The sequence below is a fragment of the Methylomicrobium sp. Wu6 genome (genome assembly GCF_035916875.1).
GTDB lineage: Bacteria > Pseudomonadota > Gammaproteobacteria > Methylococcales > Methylomonadaceae > Methylomicrobium.
This window is the reverse complement of sequence record NZ_JAXUHN010000081.1, coordinates 40,452-65,805: the sequence shown is the minus strand read 5'-3', so window position 1 is coordinate 65,805 and position 25,354 is coordinate 40,452. Positions and strand designations below refer to the sequence as shown.

Annotated in this window: 18 protein-coding genes; 12 read left to right on the top strand and 6 right to left on the bottom strand. The window is 54.2% G+C overall.

What is annotated here, in order from left to right:
• Positions 1–3 precede the first annotated feature (3 nt).
• Positions 4–2,811, top strand: coding sequence for an EAL domain-containing protein (locus U2W12_RS12155; RefSeq protein WP_326500953.1), 2,808 nt, complete (start codon positions 4–6; stop codon positions 2,809–2,811).
• Positions 2,812–2,819: 8 nt separating this feature from the next.
• Here the strand turns inward: U2W12_RS12155 and U2W12_RS12150 are convergent, their stop codons facing one another.
• The gene (locus tag U2W12_RS12150; protein WP_326500952.1) at positions 2,820–3,275 is read right to left on the bottom strand and encodes a DUF302 domain-containing protein; all 456 of its coding nucleotides are present in this window, start codon (positions 3,273–3,275) and stop codon (positions 2,820–2,822) included.
• A gap of 39 nt (positions 3,276–3,314) precedes the next feature.
• Here U2W12_RS12150 and mobA point away from each other — a divergent pair, with 39 nt between their 5' ends.
• The 10 genes from mobA to U2W12_RS12100 all read left to right on the top strand — a co-directional run bounded on the left by mobA (position 3,315) and on the right by U2W12_RS12100 (position 16,847).
• Positions 3,315–3,911 carry a molybdenum cofactor guanylyltransferase MobA gene (gene mobA / locus U2W12_RS12145; RefSeq protein WP_326500951.1) on the top strand — a complete coding sequence of 199 codons (597 nt, stop codon included), beginning with the start codon at positions 3,315–3,317 and terminating at the stop codon, positions 3,909–3,911.
• A 121-nt stretch (positions 3,912–4,032) separates the two neighbouring features.
• Positions 4,033–5,214: a pyridoxal phosphate-dependent aminotransferase gene (locus tag U2W12_RS12140; protein ID WP_326500950.1), complete on the top strand. Its 1,182-nt coding sequence runs from the start codon at positions 4,033–4,035 to the stop codon at positions 5,212–5,214.
• A gap of 414 nt (positions 5,215–5,628) precedes the next feature.
• Entirely contained in the window at positions 5,629–6,105 is a 477-nt protein-coding gene (locus U2W12_RS12135) for a formate dehydrogenase subunit gamma (protein WP_326500949.1), read from the top strand.
• Positions 6,102–7,655: an NADH-quinone oxidoreductase subunit NuoF gene (locus U2W12_RS12130; protein ID WP_326500948.1), complete on the top strand. Its 1,554-nt coding sequence runs from the start codon at positions 6,102–6,104 to the stop codon at positions 7,653–7,655. The genes U2W12_RS12135 and U2W12_RS12130 overlap by 4 nt, the downstream gene beginning before the upstream one ends.
• Positions 7,656–7,677: 22 nt before the next feature.
• The gene (gene fdhF, locus U2W12_RS12125; RefSeq protein ID WP_326500947.1) at positions 7,678–10,518 is read left to right on the top strand and encodes a formate dehydrogenase subunit alpha; all 2,841 of its coding nucleotides are present in this window, start codon (positions 7,678–7,680) and stop codon (positions 10,516–10,518) included.
• Positions 10,519–10,520: 2 nt separating this feature from the next.
• A complete protein-coding gene (gene fdhD, locus U2W12_RS12120) occupies positions 10,521–11,381 on the top strand; it encodes a formate dehydrogenase accessory sulfurtransferase FdhD (RefSeq protein WP_326500946.1) in 861 nt (286 codons plus the stop codon).
• 17 nt (positions 11,382–11,398) lie between these two features.
• Positions 11,399–11,611, top strand: a complete 213-nt coding sequence (locus tag U2W12_RS12115) for a formate dehydrogenase subunit delta (protein WP_326500945.1) — start codon at positions 11,399–11,401, stop codon at positions 11,609–11,611.
• Between the two features lie 272 nt (positions 11,612–11,883).
• Positions 11,884–13,635 carry a carbamoyltransferase C-terminal domain-containing protein gene (locus U2W12_RS12110; RefSeq protein WP_326500944.1) on the top strand — a complete coding sequence of 584 codons (1,752 nt, stop codon included), beginning with the start codon at positions 11,884–11,886 and terminating at the stop codon, positions 13,633–13,635.
• A complete protein-coding gene (locus U2W12_RS12105) occupies positions 13,628–15,814 on the top strand; it encodes an iron-containing redox enzyme family protein (protein WP_326500943.1) in 2,187 nt (728 codons plus the stop codon). The genes U2W12_RS12110 and U2W12_RS12105 overlap by 8 nt, the downstream gene beginning before the upstream one ends.
• The gene (locus U2W12_RS12100; RefSeq protein WP_326500942.1) at positions 15,807–16,847 is read left to right on the top strand and encodes a fatty acid desaturase; all 1,041 of its coding nucleotides are present in this window, start codon (positions 15,807–15,809) and stop codon (positions 16,845–16,847) included. Before U2W12_RS12105 ends, U2W12_RS12100 begins: the two co-directional genes overlap by 8 nt.
• Positions 16,848–16,949: 102 nt before the next feature.
• Here the strand turns inward: U2W12_RS12100 and U2W12_RS12095 are convergent, their stop codons facing one another.
• The 4 genes from U2W12_RS12095 to U2W12_RS12080 all read right to left on the bottom strand — a co-directional run bounded on the left by U2W12_RS12095 (position 16,950) and on the right by U2W12_RS12080 (position 22,570).
• Positions 16,950–18,257, bottom strand: coding sequence for a replication-associated recombination protein A (locus tag U2W12_RS12095; protein ID WP_326500941.1), 1,308 nt, complete (start codon positions 18,255–18,257; stop codon positions 16,950–16,952).
• A 38-nt stretch (positions 18,258–18,295) separates the two neighbouring features.
• Positions 18,296–18,925 (bottom strand): outer membrane lipoprotein chaperone LolA, encoded by a 630-nt coding sequence (gene lolA, locus U2W12_RS12090; protein WP_326500940.1) that lies wholly within the window; start codon positions 18,923–18,925, stop codon positions 18,296–18,298.
• A 101-nt stretch (positions 18,926–19,026) separates the two neighbouring features.
• Positions 19,027–21,378 carry a penicillin-binding protein 1B gene (gene mrcB, locus U2W12_RS12085; protein ID WP_326500939.1) on the bottom strand — a complete coding sequence of 784 codons (2,352 nt, stop codon included), beginning with the start codon at positions 21,376–21,378 and terminating at the stop codon, positions 19,027–19,029.
• A 175-nt stretch (positions 21,379–21,553) separates the two neighbouring features.
• The gene (locus U2W12_RS12080; protein WP_326500938.1) at positions 21,554–22,570 is read right to left on the bottom strand and encodes a lysophospholipase; all 1,017 of its coding nucleotides are present in this window, start codon (positions 22,568–22,570) and stop codon (positions 21,554–21,556) included.
• Between the two features lie 177 nt (positions 22,571–22,747).
• On the opposite strand from U2W12_RS12080, the gene U2W12_RS12075 reads away from it, so the two are divergent.
• On the top strand, positions 22,748–23,851 hold the full coding sequence (locus U2W12_RS12075; protein ID WP_326501000.1) for an AI-2E family transporter: 1,104 nt from the start codon (positions 22,748–22,750) through the stop codon (positions 23,849–23,851).
• 13 nt (positions 23,852–23,864) lie between these two features.
• Here U2W12_RS12075 and U2W12_RS12070 read toward each other — a convergent pair whose 3' ends face one another.
• Positions 23,865–25,283, bottom strand: coding sequence for a PhoH family protein (locus U2W12_RS12070; RefSeq protein WP_326500937.1), 1,419 nt, complete (start codon positions 25,281–25,283; stop codon positions 23,865–23,867).
• Positions 25,284–25,354: the final 71 nt, after the last annotated feature.

Here is a 25,354-nt window from a genome sequence, read left to right as displayed (position 1 = left end):
CCCATGTCGAACGCGCCCTTTTTTTTGAGCCTGCGTTGGAAACTTGCCATCTTGTTTGGTTGTGTGTTTCTGCTGATGCATAGCATTTTTTCCTTTTTCGCCTATCAACATGCGATGGAAAATTTCAACGCTAGCCGCCGCAATGAGCACATTGTCCATATTAACATTGCCCAGGCGCTGACAGAAGATTCGTTTCTGGAGCTCGAACAGCTCGCGGAAATGCTCCCCCTGCTGGGAAAACAGACCGCCCTCGCTAAAAACCGCCAACTCCCCGCGTTTACCACTCTCGATGAGAAATGGTCGGAATGGCAACTAAGCTGGGGCATTACCAATATCGTTTTTTTTGACGGCGGAGGCTCCATCGTCAAGTCTTGGGGGAGTCCGCGGCTGATCGACAGCGTAACCGCCAAGAAGGTATTACGCTCTGAAATGCCGGAACATCGCACCGTTTGCGCGGATATTTGTTTTCAGCAAGTCGTCGTGCCGGTAATCGGCAAATCCCAAACCGTCGGCGCCTATGGCGTTACCCGCTCGTTTGCGGACATCATGATCAAATACAGGCAGGCGACCGGTTCCGACATCGGCATCCTGTTTCTGGATGATGCGTTGCGTGAAACGCCGGGGAATTCCTGGCCTTACCGGCTGGCAGGTCTGACTTCCTCAGACCACAACAAAAAACTGTACGAGTATGTCGTCGAGCATGTTTCTCTCTCCGATCTGATCAAAAAAAACCAAACCCTCCGTCTGGAGGGAGCCGTTTTCGAATTCGGAGTCACGCCAATTCCGGGCATTCAGCATCAAGCCCCGCTGTATTTGTTTATCAAGGACATCAGCGCCATTGACCGAAATCTGCAGGAAGATTTGCGGAAAGTCTGGCTGTATGGGGTCATGAGTCTGCTGGTTTCCTTGCTGCTGCTGCCGATCCTGCTGTATTACACCCTGTCGCGCGTCTCGGCTCTTTCGGAGGCGCTGCCGTTGCTGGCCGAACATCAGTACGACAAGTTCCGCGAACTTATCGCCGTAAAAAGCCCAATGTCGGCCGATTTCGACGAACTGGACCAACTGCATCAAACCGCTCTGACCCTGGCCCGGCATTTGGAATCGCTGGAGCAGGAAGTGCACGGCAATACCTTGAAATTGATCGAAAAAAGCCGTGAACTGGCGACTGAGCGCGATTTTATCCGGCAATTGGTCGATACCGCGCCGATTATCATCCTGACGCAAAAACTGAACGGCATCATCCTGACGATCAATCAGACCGGCATCCAGGAACTGGGCCGGGAAGAACGTTCGATCAAAGGCAAAATCTTCGATCTTCTGATTCCCGACGCCGAATGGGCGCACCATAGAAAGCTGAGCCAGCTCAGATCGGGCGAAATGGCCGGCCAATTTCAGATCGACGGGCAACTGGTTTCCGAGTCAGGTCGAACGCGCAGCATCTCCTGGCGTCATACGCTGTTCAATCCGCCAAGCAACCCGGACGAGGCGGTGATCTTGACCATCGGCATCGATAACAGCGAACGCACGTTGTACGAGCAGAAAATTCTGACCATGCCGATCAATGATCCGGTCACCGGCCTTGCCGGCCATCAGCAGTTCCGCAACGAAATGGCGGTCGCGCTGACCGCAGCGCGGCGCTACGATTATCTGATTGCAGTGTTTATCTTCGACGTGGACCGCTATCAAGACATCATTGATGCGCATGGCATACAGGCGGGCGAAATGTTGCTGGTCTGGGTTGCCCGCCGGCTAAAGGACAATTTGCGCTCTGTCGACAGGCTCAGCCGGATCAACGACAACGTTTTCGCGCTACTGGTTTCGCATGTGAAAACGGATAACATTGCCTCGCTTGCGGAAAAACTCAATCAGGACATCAATACATCCCCATTTAACCATGCGGGTACGAGCTATCGGCTAGCCGCGCATATTGGAATCGCGCTGTATCCCGAGCACGGACTGACGCCGAACGACCTGTACGCGAATGCTGATGCGGCACGGCTACAGGCAAAGTTGGCAGGTCCAGGAAACTTTTACTGTTGCCGGCTGAGTAGCGAAAGCCGGCTCAAAATCGCGCACATGTTAAGCTTTAGGCAACGGCTCGAACAGGCGATCGCTGATGATCTATTTGTGCTGCAATATCAGCCCGTAATGTACGACAAATTGTCCGCGCCGCATCATTACGAATGCCTGTTACGCCTGCCGCAAGACGACGGCCCGCTGTTGCTGCCTGAAAGTTTCCTCAATCACGCCGAAGAACTCGGCCTGGCCGGGAAAATCGACCGCATCACCTTCAAAAAAGCGTTGCGGATACTGCACGATTCCGAACGGCAAGGCAAGGACTGCCGTTTGTCGATAAATCTGTCCGGCAAGATTTTCGAAGATGCCGGTTTTTATGACGATGTGGCCTATTTGTTCGGTCTCTACGGCATCAGCCCCGCCAAAATCATTTTCGAAATCCCGGAAGCCGCCGCCGAAGCGGATTTTGAGCTGGCTGAAATATTGATCGATCAATTCAAGACGCTGGGCTGCGACGTCGCTCTAGATAATTTCGGCGTCAGTTTTTCATCCTTCTACTACCTGAAGCATCTACCGATTGATTACGTGAAGATCGGCGGCGCATTCATTAGGCAAATCGATCAAAATACCGACGACCAGATGTTTGTCAAAGCGTTGTCAGGAGTCGCGCATACGTTCGGCAAACTCACGATAGCGAAATGCGTCGAAAATGACGGCGTGCTGAAAAAGCTCAAAGAACTGGACATCGATCTCGTGCAAGGCGGCCTGATCGGCAAGCCCCAATCCTCGATCTAGTCAACCAACTATTCCTCGACAGCAAAATCGACGATCGCTTTTAACTTTTGATTCATCGTCCCCAAAAAACGGTTCAATTCGGGATTATCCGAATCGGTCGGCAACAAATGGGTTCTGACGATCGTCTTGCCGTTACGCTGATACATTACTACATTGCACGGCATATACTTGATTGCTTCCGGTTCGATCAACAGCATCGTTCGGGCATGGGTCAGATTGCAGAACTGGATCGTGTCGAACTCCGGAAAATCTTTGTCGCCGCGATCGCGGATCACTTTACCGACACGGCTGTGTGCTGTTATCCTGAAATTATTTTCCGCGATCGCGCTTTTCAGTTCGTCGAGCACCTCGTCATACGGTTTTTTCGTTTCGGCCTGATAATAGAGCAGATATTCGCCGGGCGGTGAGCTAGCGCAGCTTGCAAGAAAGAACAGACCGATCAAAACCGCAAGACGTCGAAACATGGCTAAACCGAGAGTGATGAACCGACCAAGCTTAACATTATGAGCGCTCGAACAACAGTGGCCGGGGTAATCCTGGCAGGGGGGCTGGCGCGGCGGATGAGCAACCGAGACAAAGGCCTGATTTTGTATCACGGCCGTCCGCTGGTTTGCTACGCAATCGACGCGCTCGCCGGCGCGGCGTCCGAGATCATCATCAGCGCAAACCGCAATCTCGAACAATACCGGCTGTTCGGTCCTCCGGTCGTGCAGGATCAAACCGCCGGCTTCGACGGACCCTTGGCCGGCATCCTAACCGCGCTGCTGCATACCCGGGCGGAAATATTGGTCGTCTTGCCTTGCGATTCGCCGCTTGTCAAACCCGAGCATGTGCGGAAACTGCTCGCGGCTCGCGCCGACCACGATGCCGATGTCGCGGCCGCGCACGACGGCGAGCGCCTGCATCCGGTTTTTCTCGCGCTCAAAACCGCATTAAAAGACAGCCTGCAAAATTACCTCGCCAGCGGCGAACGCAGAATCGATCGCTGGCTCGAACAACATCAACTCGCGCTAGCCGATTTCAGCGCGACGCCGGACATCTTCGTCAACCTGAATACAATGGCCGACCTGAACGCACTGGAAGCGCAAAGTGCACGATAACGCCGTGCAGCCCGAAATGACCGCAACCGCAACACACAGCTTTGTGCACTGCGTTGAACATATCGAATTTGATTGCAATCTTGTTCCCATCAAATTGTAAGTTTGCTTGATCTCCAACTTAATGACTGCACATAGAAACAGAGACGTAAGCCAGCGCATTGCATCGGTACAATCCCCTATCATTCCTGTCGTCGGCGCCTGGATCCGAAGCAATCCCGGCACGCTCTCGCTCGGCCAAGGCATGGTTTTCTATCCTCCGCCAGATGCTGCCCTGGCCGCAATCCGCGATTTCGGCCTGCAACCGGAGCCACATCTCTATGGCTTGGCCTTCGGTCATGCGCCTCTCCTCGCATCGATCCGCGACAAACTGCGTCTTGAAAACGGCATCAATTTGGCAGCCGGCTACGGGGTGATGGTCACGGCAGGCTCGAACATGGCATTTCTGAATTCGCTGCTCGCGATCACGGATCCCGGCGATGAAATCATCTTGCCCCTGCCCTATTATTTCAATCAGGAAATGGCGGTCCGCATGCTGAACTGCACGCCGGTCGGCGTAGCGACCGACTATTGCTATCAGTTGGACATTTCCCGCTTGCGCGCCGCGATTACCGAGAAAACCCGCGCAATCGTGACCATTTCGCCGAATAACCCGAGCGGTGCGGTCTATCCGGAAGTCGCGCTGCGTGCGGTCAATGATCTCTGCCGCGAATTCGGCCTGTACCACATCAACGATGAAGCCTACGAATATTTTACCTATGGAGAAGCGAAACATTTTTCTCCGGCCTCGCTGCCAAGCGCAAAGACGCATACCATTTCGTTGTACTCGCTCTCGAAGGCCTACGGTTTTGCGAGTTGGCGCATCGGCTACATGGCCTTTCCGGAGGCATTGACACCCTCGCTGTTGAAAATTCAGGACACTAACCTGATCTGTCCGCCGCTGATAAGCCAGGTTGCGGCAACCGGCGCATTAGAGGCTGGCTCCGATTATTGTAAAAACCACCTGGCGGCACTTGCGAAAAAACGCGAACAGGTGATTGCCCTGTTACAGCCGCTGAAAGGCCGCTGCGAAATCCCGGAACCTGAAGGCGCTTTCTACCTGCTGTTAAAAATCAACACAGAAAAAAACGACCTGAAACTAGCAAAAATGTTGATCGATGATTTTAAAGTCGCCGTAATTCCGGGCAGCGCATTTGGATTGACAGAGGGCTGTTATTTGCGAATTTCGTATGGAATGCTCGATCGATCGCAAATCGATACCGCCTTGGAACGGCTGGTTACTGGAATCATCCGATTCGTCGGGTAAATTCGAGCTTGTCGTTGAACGGGTTATTTATTTCGTCCGTAACGATTCGAGTTGTCCCGACCTTCCTGAAAAGTTGCCCTTCACACGATCGTGCCGGAATTTTCTCTCTGTACCGCTTGGAAGAATGGACGTTCAATGCAATGATTGCTTACCGGTTCCTGGGTCTCAAGCACCTATCTCAGGCTGATTTTCCGAGTTCTGCCTAACTTCCTAGCAATATTTGCCATTATTGTCAAGATGGGTGCGTAACTTACAAAGCCTGGATATTTATTGAATAAAAAACATACAACTAATGTCTTATTTATGTTTTTTTTACAATGCTAAAGTCTTATGTTAAGCTGGAAAAATACCATTGGATGGGCATCGCGGACGCGATGCAGTTATCCAGCCCTTTAGCGAGAGAGATAGATAGACATGACAGAATCCGGCGCTATCGACACTATAGTGCAAGACATCATCGCAAGTCTGAAAGACCTGCCCGGCGCACTGTTACCGATCCTGCACGGGATCCAGGACAGGCTCGGTTATATTCCGGCCGACGCCGTTCCCGACATCGCCAAGGCGCTGAATCTTTCCCGCGCAGAGGTGCATGGCGTGATCAGTTTTTATCATTATTTCCGCGAGACACCGCCCGGCAAGACCACCGTGCATGTCTGCCGCGCCGAATCGTGTCAGGCAAAGGGCGCTAAAGCGCTCGAAGCGCATGTTAAAAACACACTGGGTATCGATTATCACGAAACGACTGCGGACGGAGCTTTTTCTCTCGAGCCGGTTTATTGCCTAGGCTTGTGTTCCGTATCGCCGTCGATGCAGATCGGCGAACAACTTTACGGTCATGCCAGCGCCGAATTGTTCGACAGCGTGATCCACGCAGAGGAGGCCTCGGCATGACTTATTCCGTTTATATTCCGGGCGATGCAGCCGCCGTTGCCGTAGGCGCGGACCGTGTCGCATCCGCTATCAAGCAGGAAGCCGAAAAGCGCGGCATTCAAATCAAATTGATTCGCAACGGCTCGCGCGGCTTGTTCTGGCTGGAATCTTTACTCGAAGTCGAGACGCCGAAAGGCCGCATCGCTTATGGTCCGGTACAAGTCAAAGACGTAGCCGCTCTGTTCGACGCGGACTTCCTGGCCGGCGGGCAACATGCCTTGTCCTTGGGACCGATCGAGGAACTGCCCTATCTAAAAAATCAACAGCGCCTGACGTTTCAGCGCATAGGCATCACCGATCCTGTCAACCTCGATGATTATATCGCGCACGATGGTTACCGCGGCCTGAAAAATGCGCTGAACATGAGCGGCGCGGAAATCGTCAAACAGGTCACCGATTCCGGCCTCAGAGGGCGCGGCGGCGCGGCGTTTCCTACCGGCATCAAATGGAATACGGTGCTGAACACGCCGTCGGAACAAAAATACATTATCTGCAACGCCGACGAAGGTGATTCCGGCACTTATTCCGACCGGATGGTGATGGAAGGCGATCCGTTCGTGCTGATCGAAGGCATGACGATTGCCGGCATCGCGGTCGGCGCGACCCAGGGCTATATCTATCTGCGTGTCGAATATCCGCATGCGCACAAGGCGTTGAATGTCGCGATCCAAAAGGCTTATGCGGCAGGCTACCTCGGCGACAATGTTATCGGCAGCGGCAAGTCCTTTCATTTGGAAGTCCGTCTCGGCGCTGGCGCTTATATCTGCGGCGAGGAGACCTCGCTAATGGAAAGCCTCGAAGGCAAGCGCGGCTTGGTGCGTTTCAAGCCGCCTCTTCCCGCTATCAGCGGTTTGTTCGGCAAGCCGACGATCGTGAACAACGTAATTTCGCTCGCTTCGGTGCCTATCATTCTGGACAAAGGCGGTGAATTCTATCGCGATTACGGCATGGGCCGTTCGCGTGGCACCTTGCCGTTGCAATTGGCGGGGAACATCAAGTATCCGGGTCTGGTCGAAATTGCGTTCGGCATGACCCTGCGCGAATTGCTTTACGATTACGGCGGCGGCTCGGCAAGCGGCCGGCCGATCAAGGCGGTGCAGGTCGGCGGCCCGTTGGGCGCGTATATGCCCGAATCGCAGTTCGATACGCCGCTTGATTACGAAGCGTTCGCGGCGATCTGGGCCGTACTCGGCCACGGCGGCGTGGTCGCGTTCGACGACACGGTTGACATGGCCGAAATGGCGCGCTACAGCATGGAATTCTGCAAGATCGAATCGTGCGGCAAATGTACGCCTTGCCGTATCGGCTCGACCCGCGGCGTCGAAGTGATCACCGACATTATCGAAGGTCGCGATCTCGCAAAAAACGAGCCACTGCTGCGCGATCTTTGCAATACGTTGCTGAACGGCTCCCTGTGCGCTTTGGGCGGCATGACGCCCTATCCGGTACTCAGCGCGCTGAACCATTTCCCGGAAGATTTCGGCATCGCCGGCCAAGCCGACGCGGCCTGATACAGATCAAGAGGTATTCGTTATGTCGCTCGATAAAGAAAAAGATTTTGGTACCCCCGCCAGACAATCCGAACAACTCGTCAATCTTGAAATTGACGGCTTTCAGGTAACGGCACCTGCCGGGACCTCGGTATTGCGCGCGGCGGCGAGTATCGGCATCGATATTCCGAAACTGTGCGCGACCGACAGCATCGAACCGTTCGGCTCATGCCGTTTGTGCGTAGTCGAAATCAAGGGCGCGCGCGGCATGCCGGCGTCCTGTACTACCCCGGTCGGCGAAGGCATGGTGGTCACGACTCAGAACAAAAAGCTGGCCGATGTGCGCCGCGGCGTGATGGAATTGTATATCTCGGACCATCCGCTCGACTGTCTGACCTGCGCCGCGAACGGCGACTGCGAACTGCAAGACATGGCCGGCGCGGTCGGCCTGCGCGAAGTGCGCTACAACCCGCTCGGCGAAAACCATTTGAACGCGGTCAAGGATCAAAGCAATCCTTATTTCACTTTCGATCCGAGCAAATGCATCGTCTGTTCGCGCTGCGTCCGCGCCTGCGAAGAAACCCAAGGCACGTTTGCGCTGACGATCGACGGCCGCGGTTTCGACTCGAAAGTCTCTCCGAGCCAGAACCAAGCCTTCATGGATTCAGAATGCGTGTCCTGCGGCGCCTGCGTGCAGGCCTGCCCGACCGCGACTCTGATCGAAAAATCGGTGATCGAACAAGGCACCCCTGAGCATGCGATCGTAACCACCTGCGCCTATTGCGGCGTCGGCTGTTCGTTCCGCGCCGAGATGAAGGGCGACCAGGTGGTCCGGATGGTGCCGCACAAGGACGGCAAGGCCAACCACGGCCATTCCTGCGTGAAGGGGCGTTTCGCATTCGGTTATGCGACGCACAAAGACCGCATCACCAAACCGATGATCCGCAAGAGCATCAAGGATCACTGGCAGGAAGTGAGTTGGGAAGAAGCGATCCAATACGCGGCTTCCGAACTGAAACGGATTCAGGCCAAATACGGTCGCGATTCGATTGGCGGCATCACCTCGTCGCGCTGCACGAACGAAGAAACCTATCTGGTGCAAAAATTGATCCGCGCCGGTTTCGGCAACAATAATGTCGACACCTGCGCGCGCGTCTGCCACTCGCCGACCGGTTACGGCCTCAAGCAAACCTTTGGCGAATCGTCCGGCACGCAAAATTTCGACTCGGTGATGAAGGCCGACGTAATCATGGTGATCGGCGCGAACCCGACCGACGCCCACCCGGTATTCGGCTCGCAGATGAAAAAACGCCTGCGCCAGGGTGCGAAATTGATCGTGGTCGATCCGCGCGAAATCGATCTGATCAAATCGCCGCATGTGAAGGCTTCGCATCATTTGAAATTGCGCCCCGGCACCAACGTCGCGCTGGTCAATGCGCTCGCGCATGTTGTGGTCACCGAAGGCTTCATCGACGAAACCTTTATCGATGGCCGCTGCGACTTGAACTCATTCAATAAATGGCGCCGCTTCATCGCCGACGAGCGCCATTCACCCGAAGCTGCCGAAGCGGTGACCGGCATTCCAGCGAGTGAAATCCGCGCCGCGGCTCGGCTTTACGCGAGCGCCGGTAATGCCACGATCTATTATGGCCTCGGCGTAACCGAACACAGCCAAGGCTCGACGACGGTTATCGGCATCGCGAATCTCGCAATGGCCACCGGCAATCTGGGCCGGGAAGGCGTCGGCGTGAATCCTTTGCGTGGACAAAACAACGTACAGGGTTCCTGCGACATGGGCTCGTTCCCGCATGAATTCCCAGGCTACCGCCATGTGTCTGACGAAGCGACCCGGCATCTGTTCGAACAAAACTGGGGCGTGACGCTGCAATCCGAACCCGGCTTGCGCATTCCGAACATGTTCGATGAGGCCTGCGATGGCAGCTTTATGGGCTTGTATGTCGAAGGCGAAGACATTGCGCAATCCGATCCGGACATCCAACACGTCCATCATGCGCTGCGTTCGATGGAATGCGTGATCGTGCAGGATTTGTTTCTGAACGAAACCGCAAAATTCGCGCACGTCTTCCTGCCCGGCTCGTCTTTCCTCGAAAAGAGCGGCACCTTCACGAACGCCGAACGCCGGATTTCGCCGGTACGCAAGGTGATGGCGCCACTCGGCGGCTACGAAGACTGGGAAGTCACCCAGATGCTGTCGAACGCGATCGGCTATCCGATGAACTACAGCCATCCGTCCGAGATCATGGACGAAATCGCAAGGTTGACCCCGACCTTTGCCGGCGTCAGCTATGAAAAGATCGACCGCCTCGGCAGCATCCAGTGGCCATGCAACGCGGATGCGCCGGAAGGCACGCCGACGATGCACGAACACGAGTTCATGCGCGACAATGGCAAGGGCTTGTTCATGCTGACCGAATATGTCGCGACGCACGAGCGCACGACTCGGATGTTCCCGTTGATTTTGACCACCGGCCGGATTTTGTCGCAATACAACGTCGGCGCGCAAACCCGCCGTACCGACAACGTCGCCTGGCATGCCGAGGATCGTCTCGAAATTCATCCGCATGATGCGGAAGACCGAGGCCTGAAAGACGGCGATTGGGTCGGCATCAAGAGCCGCGCCGGCGAAACCGTGCTGCGGGCATTGATCACCGACCGGGTACAACCTGGCGTCGTTTATACGACCTTCCACTTCCCGGAATCCGGCGCAAACGTGATCACAACAGACAATTCGGACTGGGCCACCAATTGCCCGGAATACAAGGTCACTGCAGTGCAGGTCGGCAAAGTCGGTCATCCTTCGGAATGGCAACAAAACTATCAGGCCTTTTCCGAGGAACAACTGGAATTGCTTGCCAAGGAATAGCGATGGCCAATGTCGTGATGCAACCGCTCTCGCCCGAGCTGGGCTGGCCGAGTTACCAGCAAAGCCGGGTCGAGCGCTGGCGTGGCCAGCAGCACAGCATCCAGCAGGACTATATTGCCGAAGAGGTGCCGGTTTCACTGGTCTATAACGGCGAACCGCATGTGGTGATGCTGATGACGCCAGCCAATATCGAGGATTTCGCGCTCGGTTTCAGCATCACCGAAGGCATCATCCAGGGTCCTTCCGAACTGTTGTCGGTGCATGTATATAACCGCTCGAACGGCATCGAAGCGCGCATCAAGATTCCCGAAGCGCGTTTTGAAAATCTGGCAGGCAAAGGCCGCAATCTGACCGGCCGCACCGGCTGCGGGCTGTGCGGAGCGACGACCCTGCAACAAGCCATTCGCGATGCTAAAACTGTCTGCGGCAGTTTGCAATTGCCGGCCACGGAATTATTTTCGGCATTGAATGAAATCCGTGAACAGCAAAAACTGAATCAATTGACCGGCGCGGTGCACGCGGCTGCCTGGATTCTGCCCGGGCAAGGCATTCAATATGTCCGTGAAGACGTCGGCCGTCACAATGCGCTCGATAAATTGATCGGCTTGTTATTGCGGCTTGGCAAAAATCCGGCCACGGGCTTTGTGATCATGACCAGCCGGGCGAGCTATGAACTTGTGCAAAAAGCCGCGAGCGTCGGCATCACCTTGCTTGCCGCAATGTCCGCGCCAACCGGTCTGGCGATCCGCCTGGCGGAAGAAGCCGGCATGACGCTGGTCGGCTTCGCCCGCGACGACCAGCATGTAGTTTATAGCCATCCGGAACGTCTGACCCACATAACCTACCCTACTCTCATTACCTAAAAATTTAATATTTAGCGATGCACATCGAAAGACTGATCAAAATGGCCAACGACATCAGCGATTTCTTCAACTCCGAAAGCGACAAGGAACTGGCGGCCGAAGGTGTTAAAAAACACATTCAACGCTCATGGGATCCCAGGATGCGTCAGGCGATCATTGCTTATTGCCGGGAAGACGGCAAGGGATTGAGCCCATTGGCGCAAAAGGCTGTGCAAAAACTGGCTTCCTGAGGCTTTGACCAGCCTTCGGGGCTGGAATATCAGAATCCTATCAATCGCGGTTGCAAGAAAACCGCACAGCCACTGAATCTGGGGAGGCACCGGCGACGAAGTCCAGTTTCCCCTGCCCTGTCATGGACACTATTCGATGCCTAAAGACACATGACGTCCGGCAGTTAATCGGCAAGTTCAGACCGCCGCCGCATCCTCCGCAAAAATTATTCATCAGGCACGCCAAAGTGTTAAGATGAAAAACCCGGTTTCATCACGCGGCTGGATATGGAATGAATCATTATACGATCGGCCTGTCAGTCACCTATCACGACTCGGCTTTGGCGATTCTCGATGCCGAAGGCTCAGTGCTATTCGCGGAAGCGACCGAGCGCTATCTGCAGAACAAACGCGCGTTGAACGCCGAACCCGATCAACTGTTCCGGATTCCGGAATTACTCGAAACCTATTGTCCCGAACCCGGCGCGCTGACGATTGCAAGCAACTGGCGCAAAAAGCGGCCGCTTTACGAGGCCATCCTATCCAGGCTAGGTTGGCTAACGGCGCCCGGCCTGTTGAAGGATGGCATCAAGCGGCTGCGCTCACCCCTCAGCAATTATCAACTGCATCACATGATGGCTTGCCAGCACAACAGCATTCGGAACGCCGGGCTGAATCTGGTCCGAGTCCTTCGCGAACGCTATCCGCATTGCCATATCACCTTTGCCGACTATGATCATCATCTGACCCATGCCGCGGCCGCCAGCTACGGTAGCCTCTTTGAAGACGCCGCCTGTGCGGTGATCGACTCGTTTGGCGAGCATGGCGCGATGGCGTTTTACCGTTACCGGAACGGCGGGCTGGAGCGGCTTTATGAAGCTCGCGGCGCGGGCACCGCCAGCCTCGGTCTGTATTATATGAAGATCACCGAACTGTGCGGATTCGACTGGCTGAAAGGCGAGGAATGGAAAGTGATGGGGCTCGCCCCTTACGGCCGGTTGAATGAAGAACTCTATGCGCTGCTGCAATCGACAATCACGCTCGACGGCTTTGCGGCCCGGCATGGCGGCAAAGACCTATTCGCACGGATCGACAGGCTAGACGCCTTCAAGCATGAACGGCTAGACCCGATCGAACAGGCGGCTGATCTAGCCTGTACGGGGCAAGTGTTTTTTGCGGAGATCGTTAACCGACTGTTGCGCCATTTGCATCAAGTGACCCAGTCCGATAATTTAACCTTGGCCGGCGGCTGTGCGTTGAATTCTTCGAACAACGGCCGTATCACTCGGGAAACACCGTTCAAGCAGGTCTATATTCCTTCCGCGCCCGCCGATGACGGCTGCGCGCTCGGCGCGGCCTGGCTGGCTCATTATGCCGCGCATCCTGCTACTTCAACACCAAAAGCGATACAAACGCCTTATACAGGCTCCTTCATCGCCGACGAAGCGATCGAACGCCTGCTCCGCTTCAATCGCACCTTATCCATCGAACATCTGCCGGACACGATTTGCGACGCGACCGCGAAACGGCTCGCGGCCGGCCAATTGGTTGGTTGGCTGCAAGGCCGCGCCGAATTCGGCCCACGCGCGCTCGGCAACCGGTCGATTCTCGCCGATCCGCGTTTTGCCGAAGCACAGGCCCTAATCAACGAAAAAATCAAATTCCGGGAAACCTTTCGCCCTTTTGCGCCGTCCATTCTGCATGAGTTCGGTCCCGAATATTTCGAAAATTATCAGGAGTCGCCGTATATGGACAAAACGCTGAAGATTCGTGAAGCGATGCGACAACCCATTGCCGCGGTTTGCCATGTGGACGGCACAGGGCGCCTGCAAACGGTTAAAAAAGACTGGAACCCGCGGTTTTACCAGCTGATCGATTGTTTCAGGCTATTGACCGGTGTTCCGGTGCTGCTGAACACCAGTTTCAATGTGATGGGAAAACCGTTGGCGCATTCTCTCGAAGATGCGATTGCGTTGTTTTTGACGACAGGACTCGATGTATTGGTCATCAACGATTATCTTATAAGTAAAACGCGCGATGAATGAATTCGCCGACCCATTCGATCCAGACTTAAAGCCGATGTTTTCGGAACCGGCTTGCCGGGCTGCGCGTCACTATGGGCAGGATGGTAGGTCGCTGTTTCATGCGCTGATGCAGGGCGGCGAAGAGCCGGCGCTTTATCCAGCCGCCCATCGTTTTATTGAGAAGCAGTTGTCTCGGCTGGCCCCGTTCAGGCATGCCGTATTAGCGGATACTTTGGATAACGATGGCATATTGAATGCCTTAAAGGTCGAGCAGGCAAGCCTTTCGCCGCCAACATTTATACCCGAGCAGCTTAAAGATTGTCTGATGCATGCGCAACCGGTAATCTTGACTGAATCGTGCTGGCTAAGGAACATTTTACAGACCGCAAATAATCAAGCGCCGGCTGCGCTCGCTTTGTCAGTCGTGTATTCCTCATTAAGCACCGCGAGTACGCTGGATAAATCGTTTCGGGCGCTGCTGCTGGCAGCCGGATTGGAAGTTCCCGATCTCGGCAGCATGGCCTTTGCCGAGCAAGAAACCATCGACAGCGTGTTTTTCGATTTCGCAGCGCTGCAAATGGCGCTTGCGCAATTTCCGCGCGTATATTTTCCGGAGATACTCGGCTTCACTTTCGCCTACTGCCAATCGCCGAGTCTGTTCGAATGTTTTGCGGCTTTCGATCATCCGGAATTGGCGCACTATTTAAACGACAGACGTAGTCGACTGTCTTCGGTAAGTCCCGTACTTACCGATGCGATCCGGTATTATCTGGATCGATTTACAAGCCGTAAGCCCCAGCTTTTGCGGCGCATTGCGTCGGGATGCGATCTTTACCGCCATTTTTTCGATCGATGCGAATATCGGCTTCGGAACCGATGCGAACATTCCGAACCCGCCTTTCAATCCGTGGCCAAGATGCTGTCGAACAAAGCTCCGGCCGCGTTTGGCCACCACCGTAATGTCAAACTGGGAGCGCTTACGCTGGATGAGTGGTTTGCTCAACAACCTTTCGACAGCCGCAACTTTCTAGCCGCATTGAGCCAGTCTCCCTATATCGATCGGCAAAATCCGGCCGCCAGCCCTTTGCTCAAGCTATTTGAATTCAATGGGCCGATGTTCGGCGTGTTGAGCGAAAACGACAAACTCTGTCTGATGCGCTGGTTGATCGAGGCAGATGCGGGATTTTCGGAGGAGCCCTGCCCTGTAGAACCTGTGCGCGAAACGAATTGGCTGCCGGACGAATGCGGAGGCAACCCTCCAACATTCGACAAAATGAGCTATCGTGAACTGTATTATTATCTGGTCAATGCCGAGCTTTATCCGGAAATTTTGCCCTCTGCCCGGAAAATCGTTGATAAAGTGCTGCGCTCATCGCGCTGGTTTAACCGGCTGCCGTTCAAAAACTACAGTCATAAGCACTTTGCCGCGTACATCGATGCACTCTATCAGCGCGAAGTGAAGGCTTATGAGCCGTTGGCCGGACAACCCAGATTATCCAGACAGGCTTATGTCTGGGGCATCGAGCAGTTGGCGCCGTCAATCCTGACCGACGGCTGCTGGCTGCAACAGGTGAGCCGCCTAAGGTTCACGTCGTATGCCGCCATCGGTGCGTTTTTATATAAAATATACGATGATGAAACCGGCAACGGCATCGTTGCGCAAAATCACCCGCTCATTTACCGACAACTGCTCGACAGTCTGCACATCGACCTGCCGCCGATTCACGATCAGAACTTTTGCCGTCATCCTGGTTTTATCGGCAGCGCGTTCGACATTCCGGTGTATTTAATGGCAATCTCGCAGTTTCCGGCCACATTTCTGCCCGAGTTGTTGGGGCTGAACATGGCGATCGAATTGAGCGGCCTTGGCGGGGTCTATTTGCGGCTGGCGCAGGAACTGAAGTTTTGGGGCATTGATCCTAAGATAGTGAATGTGCATATCACGATCGACAATCTCGCTTCAGGCCATGCGGCGCTCGCCAAAAATGCGATCCAACATTATCTGGACCAGATTGGCGCGAGCCAGGGCGATACCACTAAGGATGCGCACTGGCGTCGAATTTATGCCGGCTATTGCTCGTTGGCAACGGCCAGCCGGATATTCAAATTTTCTCTGGCTCCTTCTTATTTGTACAAGCGATTGATGAGCCGCTCCAGCGGGTTGCACGTTTTTACTCGCCGTTCCGATCAGCATGTTTAGCCGTTTCAGCTATTTGTTCGCATTCGTGTTGCCGATCAACAGTTGCCTATTTTTACTGGGAGGTCCGCATACGTCGCAAGCGGCCATAGTCTGGACATTGCCTTTCTGGCTGTTCTTGTTGCTGGACTGGCAGGCGCCGGATTTGCCGGCGCAAACAGACAACAAGATGTCGGAACTTTATTATGACGGAATTCTATATGGACTGGCTTGTCTGCAATGCATCAACATAGTATTGATGCTTGATTTTGCGGCAAAGCTGCCGTGGCAATCGCTAGGCGATTCAGGCAATAGTTTGGTCAATCTGATTCTGGTCAGGTTTTTGGTCGGCGCCAGTTCAGGCACCTCCGGCATAGTCGTCGCGCATGAACTGATCCACCGCGAGTCAAGACCGCAACGGTTATTGGGGCATCTACTACTGTGCAGCGTATGCTACGATCATTTCGTAATCGCGCATCAACGCGGACATCATGATCACCTCGGCATGCCGGACGACATCGCGACGGCCCGGTTTGGCGAAAGTTTTCGCGCTTACTGGCGCCGGTCCTATAAAGGATATTTCTGCTACGCCTGGCGATCGGAGCTTGAGCGCCTCGGCATCGACCGGAATTTTTGGCAAGCGAAATTACTCCGGCATCGGATAGTGCATGGTCTGGCGATCGAATTGTTTTTACTCGTCGCTATTTTAATAATGTATGGCTGGCTGGCGGTGTTGATGTTCCTTTATCAGGCTTTCGCAGCGGTTCGAATACTCGAGGCGGTCAATTATTTTCAGCACTGGGGGCTCGGCGAAGGCAAAGCCGGCAACACCTACGGTTGGGTTACGACCTCGTGGCTATCCCGTTATGCGTTGATCGGTCTATCGAATCATATCGGCCATCATCAAAATGCAGCCAGCCGCTACCACGAAATCGCCTTTTCCGAACGGGGACCAAAAATGCCTTACGGGTATTTCGTGATGAATCTGTGGGTAAAACTGCACAATGCGTCATATCGAAAGATGGCCGAGAAAGAGCTCTTGAACTGTGATTATTGAATAACGCAATCTTAATCTTTAAGTTTGATATAACTTTATGCAAGAAAGAAACGGCTCGGCTATTCATCGGTCGCCGCAGCCGATTTGCTTGATTTTCGGACGTCAACTCCGAGATTGTTTATCCAACGCCTGTAAATGCTTTAATTTCTCGGCGATTTTAATTTCCAGTCCCCTGCTCACCGGTTGGTAATAAGAAGTCCCCATGAGTCCCTCGGGAAAATAATCCTCTCCCGCCGCGTAGGCTTCCGGTTCGTCATGCGCATAGCGGTATTCCTTGCCGTAGTCCAACGCTTTCATCAGTTTGGTCGGCGCATTTCGCAAATGCACCGGTACACCCAGGCTGCCGCTTTGTTTTACATGTTGCATTGCGGCATTGTAGGCCCGGTAAACCGCATTGCTTTTCGGCGCGCAGGCCAGATAAATGACCGCCTGCGCGAGCGCCAGTTCGCCTTCCGGACTGCCTAGGCGCTCCTGCGCTTCCCAGGCGTTCAACGCGATTTGCAGACCGCGGGGATCGGCATTGCCGATGTCCTCGGACGCCATTCTGACGATCCGGCGGGCGATATAGGATAGATCACAGCCAGCGTCTATCATTCGGCACAGCCAATACAGCGCCGCATCGGGCGCGCTGCCGCGCACCGACTTGTGCAGCGCGGAAATCTGATTGTAAAATTCTTCGCCTTGTTTATCGAAGCGTCTGACGCCACCGCTTAACACCTCGCGAGCCAAGGCTTCGCCGATGCTTTTTTCGTTGTTTGCGGCGGCAAGCTCAACCGCCAGCTCAAGCAGATTCAACAGTTTTCGCGCATCGCCATCGGCGGCTTGTACAAACTGTTGTCTGATCTCGGCATCCATCGTGATCGCGAGGCGCCCCAGTCCGCGTTCTTGATCGGTCAAGGCGCGTTCCGCGACCGCCAATAAATCTTCCGCCGTTAAAGGATTCAGCACATAAACGCGTGCGCGCGACAATAACGCATTGTTCAGCGCGAAGGAAGGATTCTCGGTCGTCGCGCCGATAAAATACACTGTGCCGTCCTCGACATGCGGCAAAAATGCATCTTGTTGCGCTTTGTTGAAGCGATGCACTTCGTCCACGAACAAAATGGTTCGCCGCTGCTTTTGTTGTAATAGAAATTGCGCTTCGCCGACTGCTGCCCGGATTTCCTTCACGCCGGCCAGCACCGCCGAAATTGGCGCGAACTCGGCATCGGCATGGCGGGCAATCAGCCTTGCGAGCGTGGTTTTACCTGCGCCGGGCGGCCCCCAAAAAATCATCGAATGCAGGCGCCCAGCGATGATGCTTTCATAGAGCGGTTTGCCGGGTTGCAAAATATGCTTTTGCCCCGCATACTCGTCCAGGCTTTTCGGCCGCATTCGATCGGCCAGCGGTCTCGTCAAATCTTCCGACATCGAATATACCTTGCGCCTTCAATCTTTCTCGGTGATCATCACTCCTCAAAAACATCCGCGCCCTTCGGGACTTCAAACTGAAACAAGGTTTGCTTGAGTGGCGGATTGATCAGCACGTTCGAAAAATAGATGCGGGTCAATTGCCCAAAATTATCGCTGAGTTCCATCCCTCCGAGAGAGTCCTTGCTCAAACCGATCAATATGTATTTGAAAGTCGTTTCCGCGCTTTTCGGCGACAACTTGATCCATTGCATGTCGCCTTCTTTACCTTGGCCTTCGATCGTAAAATTGGCATCCAATGACACCTCGCCGCTCAGCAATAACGCCGGCGTCGAACCGAGCGATTCATCGAGTTTTTTGACGGTGACCTGATCCAGGTCTTTATCGTAAAACCAGACCTTGCCTTTGTCGGCGACAATCTGTTGCGAAAACGGTTTTTGGTAATCCCAACGGAATTTTCCCGGACGCTGTAGATAAAAGACGCCAAAACTGGTCCGCACCGGCTGGCCTTTCTCATCGATCAATACCTGCTTGAAATCGGCGGATATCGATTTGGACGACGCCAAAAAGGCTTTCAATTGTTGCACCGGCTTATCGTCTGCATGCGCCGGCAAATGGCCGAAAAAAAATAATAACAGGATAAATCCTAACAACTTTTGTTGACTCATTAACACTCCTCGTAAAACTCTATGATTGCCTGAAAGTGCTGAGGCGCACCCTTGCTCCCTCTCCATTATTCCCTGCGCGGGTACGGAGGCGGATGTACGCATTATTCGCTCTGCGGAAAAAACTCCTCGAACCACGGCCTATCCTGCTCGAAGACCGGATTGCCGCAGGCTGAATAGGCAGTCGGCTCGGAACCGGCGATATAGGGATAAGTCTTGCCGTAAGGACAATCGGGGGGAGCTAGCAGCCCGCTATAAGGATCGATCCGCACTATTTTGATATTATCCGGCGGCGTCAAATTGACCGGCTGTTTTGAAATCTGCCGCATAAACGCGGTCCATACTGGCAGCGCGCCGGTCGCGCCGGTCAGTCCGGCCGGTTTATTATCGTCACGCCCGACCCAAACCACCGACAAATAATCGCCGGTAAAGCCCGCGAACCAACTGTCTTTCGCATCGTTGGTCGTGCCGGTCTTGCCGACCAGACCGTAATCCTGCGGAAAAACCGAATAAGCCGCCGCGCCGGTGCCCGCATGCATCACTTCCTGCAAAATCGTATTCAGAATATAGGTCGAGGACGGATCGACCGTTTGTCGTACCGTGTACGGATAGCTTTGCAGCCTTTCCCCCGATGCGGAGACCACCGCCTTGATCCCCTTGATCGGGGTCAGGAAACCGTCGCCGGCGAGGGTCTGATACATTTGCGTGACTTCGATCGGCGACAATTGCGCTGCACCGAGCAGGAACGACGGATACAGTTCGACCTTGCGATCCACGCCCAGATCTTTCAGGGTTTTTGCGATTCTGCCAACACCGATGTCCATGCCGACCCGCACGGTCGCCAGATTGTACGATTTGGCCAATGCGGTATGCAGCCCGACTGTGCCGTGCTCTCTGTTATCGTAATTTTTCGGACTCCAGTTGTTGCCGTTGTCGCCCTTGACGAAGATCGCGCTGTCGCTGACCGGAGTCGTGATCGTGTATCTTCGCGGATATTGCAGAGCGGTCAGATAAATGACCGGCTTGATCAGTGAGCCGATCGGCCGCACCGCATCCAATGCCCGGTTAAACCCGGCCGAAGAGTCGTCTCGGCCGCTTGCCAGCGCCGCGATTTCGCCGCTGTCCCGGCGCGTCACCACGACAGCCGATTCCAGATCCCGTGCCTTGGGCTGTTTTTCCAGTTGCGGCAACTTGCGTTTGATCGTTTCTTCGAGTGTATCCTGAATCTGCGTATCCAGCGTAGTAAAGATTCGAAGGCCTTCGGAAGTCAAATCTTCTTCCCGGTAATCCTGCTTCAACTGCCGTTTGACCAGATCCAGAAAGGCCGGGTAGCGGTTCGCCGAGCGGTGCGTATTCTCAATCACCGCCAACGGCCGCGCTTTTGCGGCGGTAGCTTCTGCTTCAGTGATATACTCCTGTGCTGCCATTTCATCCAGAACCAGATTGCGGCGCTGCAACGCGCGCTCGGGAAAACGTCGAGGATTGTATTCGGATGGGCCGCGCACTAAAGCGACCAACGAAGCCATCTGTTCCAGCGACAAATCCTTCAACGGTCCGCCGAAATAAAACTGACTGGCCAGACCGAAGCCGTGCACCGCGCTGGCGCCGTCCTGACCCAGATAGATTTCGTTCAGATAGGCTTCGAGAATCTCGTTTTTGCTATAGCGATACTCCAGAATCAATGCCATCAGGGCTTCCTTCATCTTCCGGGTCAGCTTGCGTTCCGAAGTCAGATAAAAGTTTTTGACCAACTGCTGGGTAATCGTACTACCACCCTGCACCATATCGCCGGCCTGGATATTTGCGACCATCGCCCGCAGAATCCCGCGCAAAGACACGCCGAAATGGTCGTAGAAATCCCGGTCCTCCGACGCGAGCAGGCCCTTGATCAGTAATTCCGGCGCTTCTTCGAGCTTGATCAATATTCGGTCTTCTTTAATGGTCGGATAAAAGCTGCCGATCTGCACCGGGTCCATCCGCGCGATCGCAAGATTTTGATTGTTGGTTAAATCGGTGATGCCCGCGATACCGGATTCGGAGAAATCCACGCGCATCGCCACGCCGGGCTGTGGGTCCGGCTGGTCCCAAAAGGTGAAGGTACGGGTCTTGACCGAAATTTGCCCGCCATTACGGAAATAAGTTCCTTCCGCGGCCAACTCCGAATCTTTCCGGTAATGCAGCATTTCCAACAAATTCTCGAATTTTTCCGCGCTGAGGCTGCGGCCGGCATACAGTTCGACCGGATTGCCGTATACGTGCGCCGGAATCGCCCAGCGTTTGCCTTCAAACTGCGTGCGAACGTAGTAATCGAGGTAGCCCAGATATGTGAAGAGAAAGAAGGCTCCGATGCCGATAAGAATAATAAAGCTGTTTCTAAACCAATGGGATTGGGATTTTCTGCTTGGCGGAGTCTTGTTATACCGGGAGGCGCCTCGCCGGGTTGGTCTGTCTGTCATGGCCTTTTTGAAGGGTGATAAGTAAATTTGTCCGTTAAACCTGAGCGTTTATTATACCCAGTTCAGGCATGCCGGTATTAGAAACCGTGACATTAGCAAGTCATCGATGAATAAATGATGAATGGAAGCCGATCTGCCGGGTTTTAAAAACCCGGCAGATCATTCGGGCGCGGCCTCAGTTTACGGAAGTCAACACCGGTTTCAATACGGTTTCGGCGTGTTTGTCGGCGCCGGACGGTAACCGGGCGTTTCTGGAGTCTATCCAGGCGGCGATATCCTGCCAAGTCTTATCGGCCTGTAGATCACGCAGCAGCATATGGTATCCGTGCTGATAAATAGCCACGGTTTTTTCTTCGCTAAAATGGTTGTTTTTCAGAAATCGCTGCAAAAAAGCATAAGTCGGTTTTTTCGGAATGATGTCGTCCTTTTCTCCATACATCAGCAGGGTATCCTCGGTCAGCGATTCGGCGCTGTTGAACGCCTGGTCCATCAAATTGGCCAGGCCGTATAGCGTTTCGACTCGCGCGCCTTTGATGACCCAAGGATCGCGGCCCAATTCGCGCAGCATTTCGATATTGTCAGACGGCGTTACCTTCACGACGCCTTTGCCAGTCAGCCGCAACCAGGGCGTGGTATGTGCGAGAACCCACAACAGGCTGTTCTGATACCAGGGCATCGTCTTGCGCGCCCACAGTGCCGGCGCGGCCAAAATGATGCCGTCGATCAGATCGGTCGTATCGTTTTTGACCGCGGTCATCACTACCGCGCCGCCCATGCTTTCGCCGAGCAGAAACAGCGGACTCCGGGGATAGCGTTCCTTGACCAATCGTGCCAGCGTCAGCAGATCGTCCGCATAGGACGCACACCCGGCCCACAGGCCTCGTTTCGGCGCAGCGCCGAAGCCTCGTTGATCATAGGCAAAGCTGGCGATACCGTGTGCGCTGAAATAACGCGCGGGTTTATCGAAAAACCGGCTGTAATCGTTGAAACCGTGCACCGCGATGATCACGGCTTTGGGTTCGCCTTGGGTCGGCCATTCCCGGAGCGGCAGCCTTATCCCGTCTTCGGTTATCAACGCCAGTGTATCGAAGTGCGCAGCGGTCGTTTTTGCGCCGGAAGGATAAATCGACGGCATGCAAGCGGCCACTAAAAAGGTTAGGGCGAGTGTAATAATGGTCTGGATCGTTTTCATGTGCTTTCATCCCTGCAATTCCGGGATAAGAATGGTCTGCGAGGCTGCGGTTTCGCCACAACGCCAACCCTATTATCTTTATTGATCTTTTATTAGTGACTAAAGTTCATCGGGTTTCAAGTTCAGAATAGCGTTAGAATAACGCGTATTCAAACCAAAAATTCGCCCGTCATGCTCATGGCAAATCAAAACCGAACCGTTATCACGCCTATTTTCCGAGGCTTAGTCAATCGGATATTGCCGAATTCCCAGGCCGTATCGCTAGCGTTGATACTGATTGTTATTTTTGCGCTGATTTATTCGTTGTCCGGCATGCTGATGCCAGTGTTCGCTTCGGTCGTGCTTGCTTATCTTCTGGAGGGATTGGTTGCAAAAACCGAAGCGGCCGGCCTGCCGAGATGGGTAGGCGTCTATCTGGTGTTTTCGATCTTCATGGCCTGCGTCGGCTTTCTGTTCTTTTATCTGCTGCCGATCGTTTCGCAGCAGGCAGTCGAGTTTGTGCAACAGATTCCGGCGATGGTTTATCGGCTTGAAATGAATATTATGCGCTTGCCGAAACTGTATCCGAAACTGATCTCGGATAGCCGGATCCAGGAAATCATGCATGTGCTGCAACGCGAAGTCTGGACTTACGGGCAAAACATGCTATCGCTTTCCGCTGCATCCTTGGTCAGCGTGGTCAGTGCGATGGTCTATTTGTTCCTGGTGCCGATGATGGTGTTTTTCTTCCTGAAAGATAAAAAACTGCTGATCGACTGGTTTTTGCAGTTCATCCCGCGTGACCGCCATTTGACCGTGCGCGTCTGGGAAGAAGTCGATATGCAGATCGGCAATTACATCCGTGGCAAGTTTGCCGAAGTGTTCATTCTCTGGGCAGCCAGTTTCGTCACTTACCGGTTTTTCGATCTGAACTATGCGATGCTGCTTGCGGTGTTCATGGGTTTGCAAGTGGTCATCCCCTATATCGGCGCGACGCTGGTTACCTTTCCGGTGCTCGGCGTCGCTTATTTTCAATGGGGCTGGGGCAGCGATCAATTCATGTATGTCGCGATCGCCTATGCGGTGATCCAAACCCTAGACGGCGTATTGTTGGTGCCGATCCTGTTTTCCGAGGCGGTCAATCTGCATGCGGTTGCGATTATCATCGCGATACTGTTCTTCGGCGGCTTATGGGGTTTTTGGGGCGTATTTTTTGCGATTCCGTTGGCGACCGTCGTCAAGGCCGTATTGTCGGCATGGCCGCGGCTTGGCGACCCCACCCAGGAAAGCGCGTGTTATTGACCCCTCAGCACTCCTATAAATAATCCGAACCGTAATCCGCCAGCCGCGAGCGTTCGCCGCGGCGCAGCGTGATATGGGCGCCGTGCTGCCATTGCTTGAATCGGTCAACCACATAGGTCAGCCCCGAGGTCGTCGCGGTCAGATAGGGCGTATCGATCTGTGAAAGATTGCCGATGCAGATGATCTTGGTGCCAGGGCCCGCGCGGGTAATCAACGTTTTCAACTGCTTTGACGTCAGGTTTTGCGCTTCGTCGATGATCAAATAACGGTTTAAAAAAGTTCGGCCGCGCATGAAATTCAGTGAACGGATCTTGACCCGGTTCATCAGCACGTTTTGCGTCGCGCCCTGCTCCCATTCGGTAGTCCCCGAACGATTGCCGAGCAATTCGAGATTGTCCATCAGGGCACCCATCCACGGCGCCATCTTTTCTTCCTCTGTGCCGGGCAGAAAGCCGATATCCTCGCCGATCGGCACCGTTTCGCGGGTCATGATGATTTCGTTATAAAGCTTCCTCTCCATCGTCAACGTCAACCCCGCGGCCAGTGCCAACAGGGTCTTGCCGGTGCCGGCCGTGCCCAGCAAGGTCACAAAATCGATATCCGGATCGAGGAGCACATTGAACGCGAAATTCTGCTCACGGTTTTTCGCGGTAATGCCCCAGACATTGTGATTTTTGCTCCGGAAATCCCGGGCCAATTCCAATATCGCGGTGCGTCCGTCACAGGATCGTACGATCGCCTCGAAATTCGACCCATCCTCCATGTACAGATATTGATTCGGATACCATTCTGCGACTAGGGCATCTTCGAGCTTGTAGAAGGTGCGTCCTTTTTCTTGCCACGAATCCATCTTGCTGCCGTGCTGATCCCAGAAATCGTCTTCCAGCGCCGTCGCGCCGCTGTACAAAAGTTCGATATCGTCGAGCACCTGGTCGTTATGATAATCCTCGGCCGGCAATTCCAGCGTCGCCGCCTTGATGCGCATGTTGATGTCTTTCGACACCAGAATCACATGGATGCCGGGCAACTGTTTGGTCAGCGCCAACACCACGCTCAGGATGGAATTATCCGAGAGGCTGCCCGGCATCGTCGCCGGCAGCAACTCGCTCATGATGCTGGTCTGAAAATACAGGCGACCCGATTTGCCGATCACGCCGCCACCGCCATTTGACTCCAGACGCGATAACGGCAAGCCGTCCTTGATGCTTTCGGGATTCACGTCGCGAATCAATTCATCCAGAAAACGGCTGGCCTGGCGCACGTTGCGGGCGACTTCGGTGACACCTTTCTTGGCCCGGTCCAGTTCTTCCAGCACGATCATCGGGATGAAAATGTCATGTTCCTGAAAGCGAAAAATACAGGCCGGATCGTGCATCAGCACGTTGGTGTCGAGTACGAACAGTTTTTTATCGGGCGTGGTTTGAATGATCATGAATTCCTTGAGTGGCAGGCAGAGTCTTTAAGCGGTGGGGTGACAACCCATTTGTCTTGATCTGAATGGCA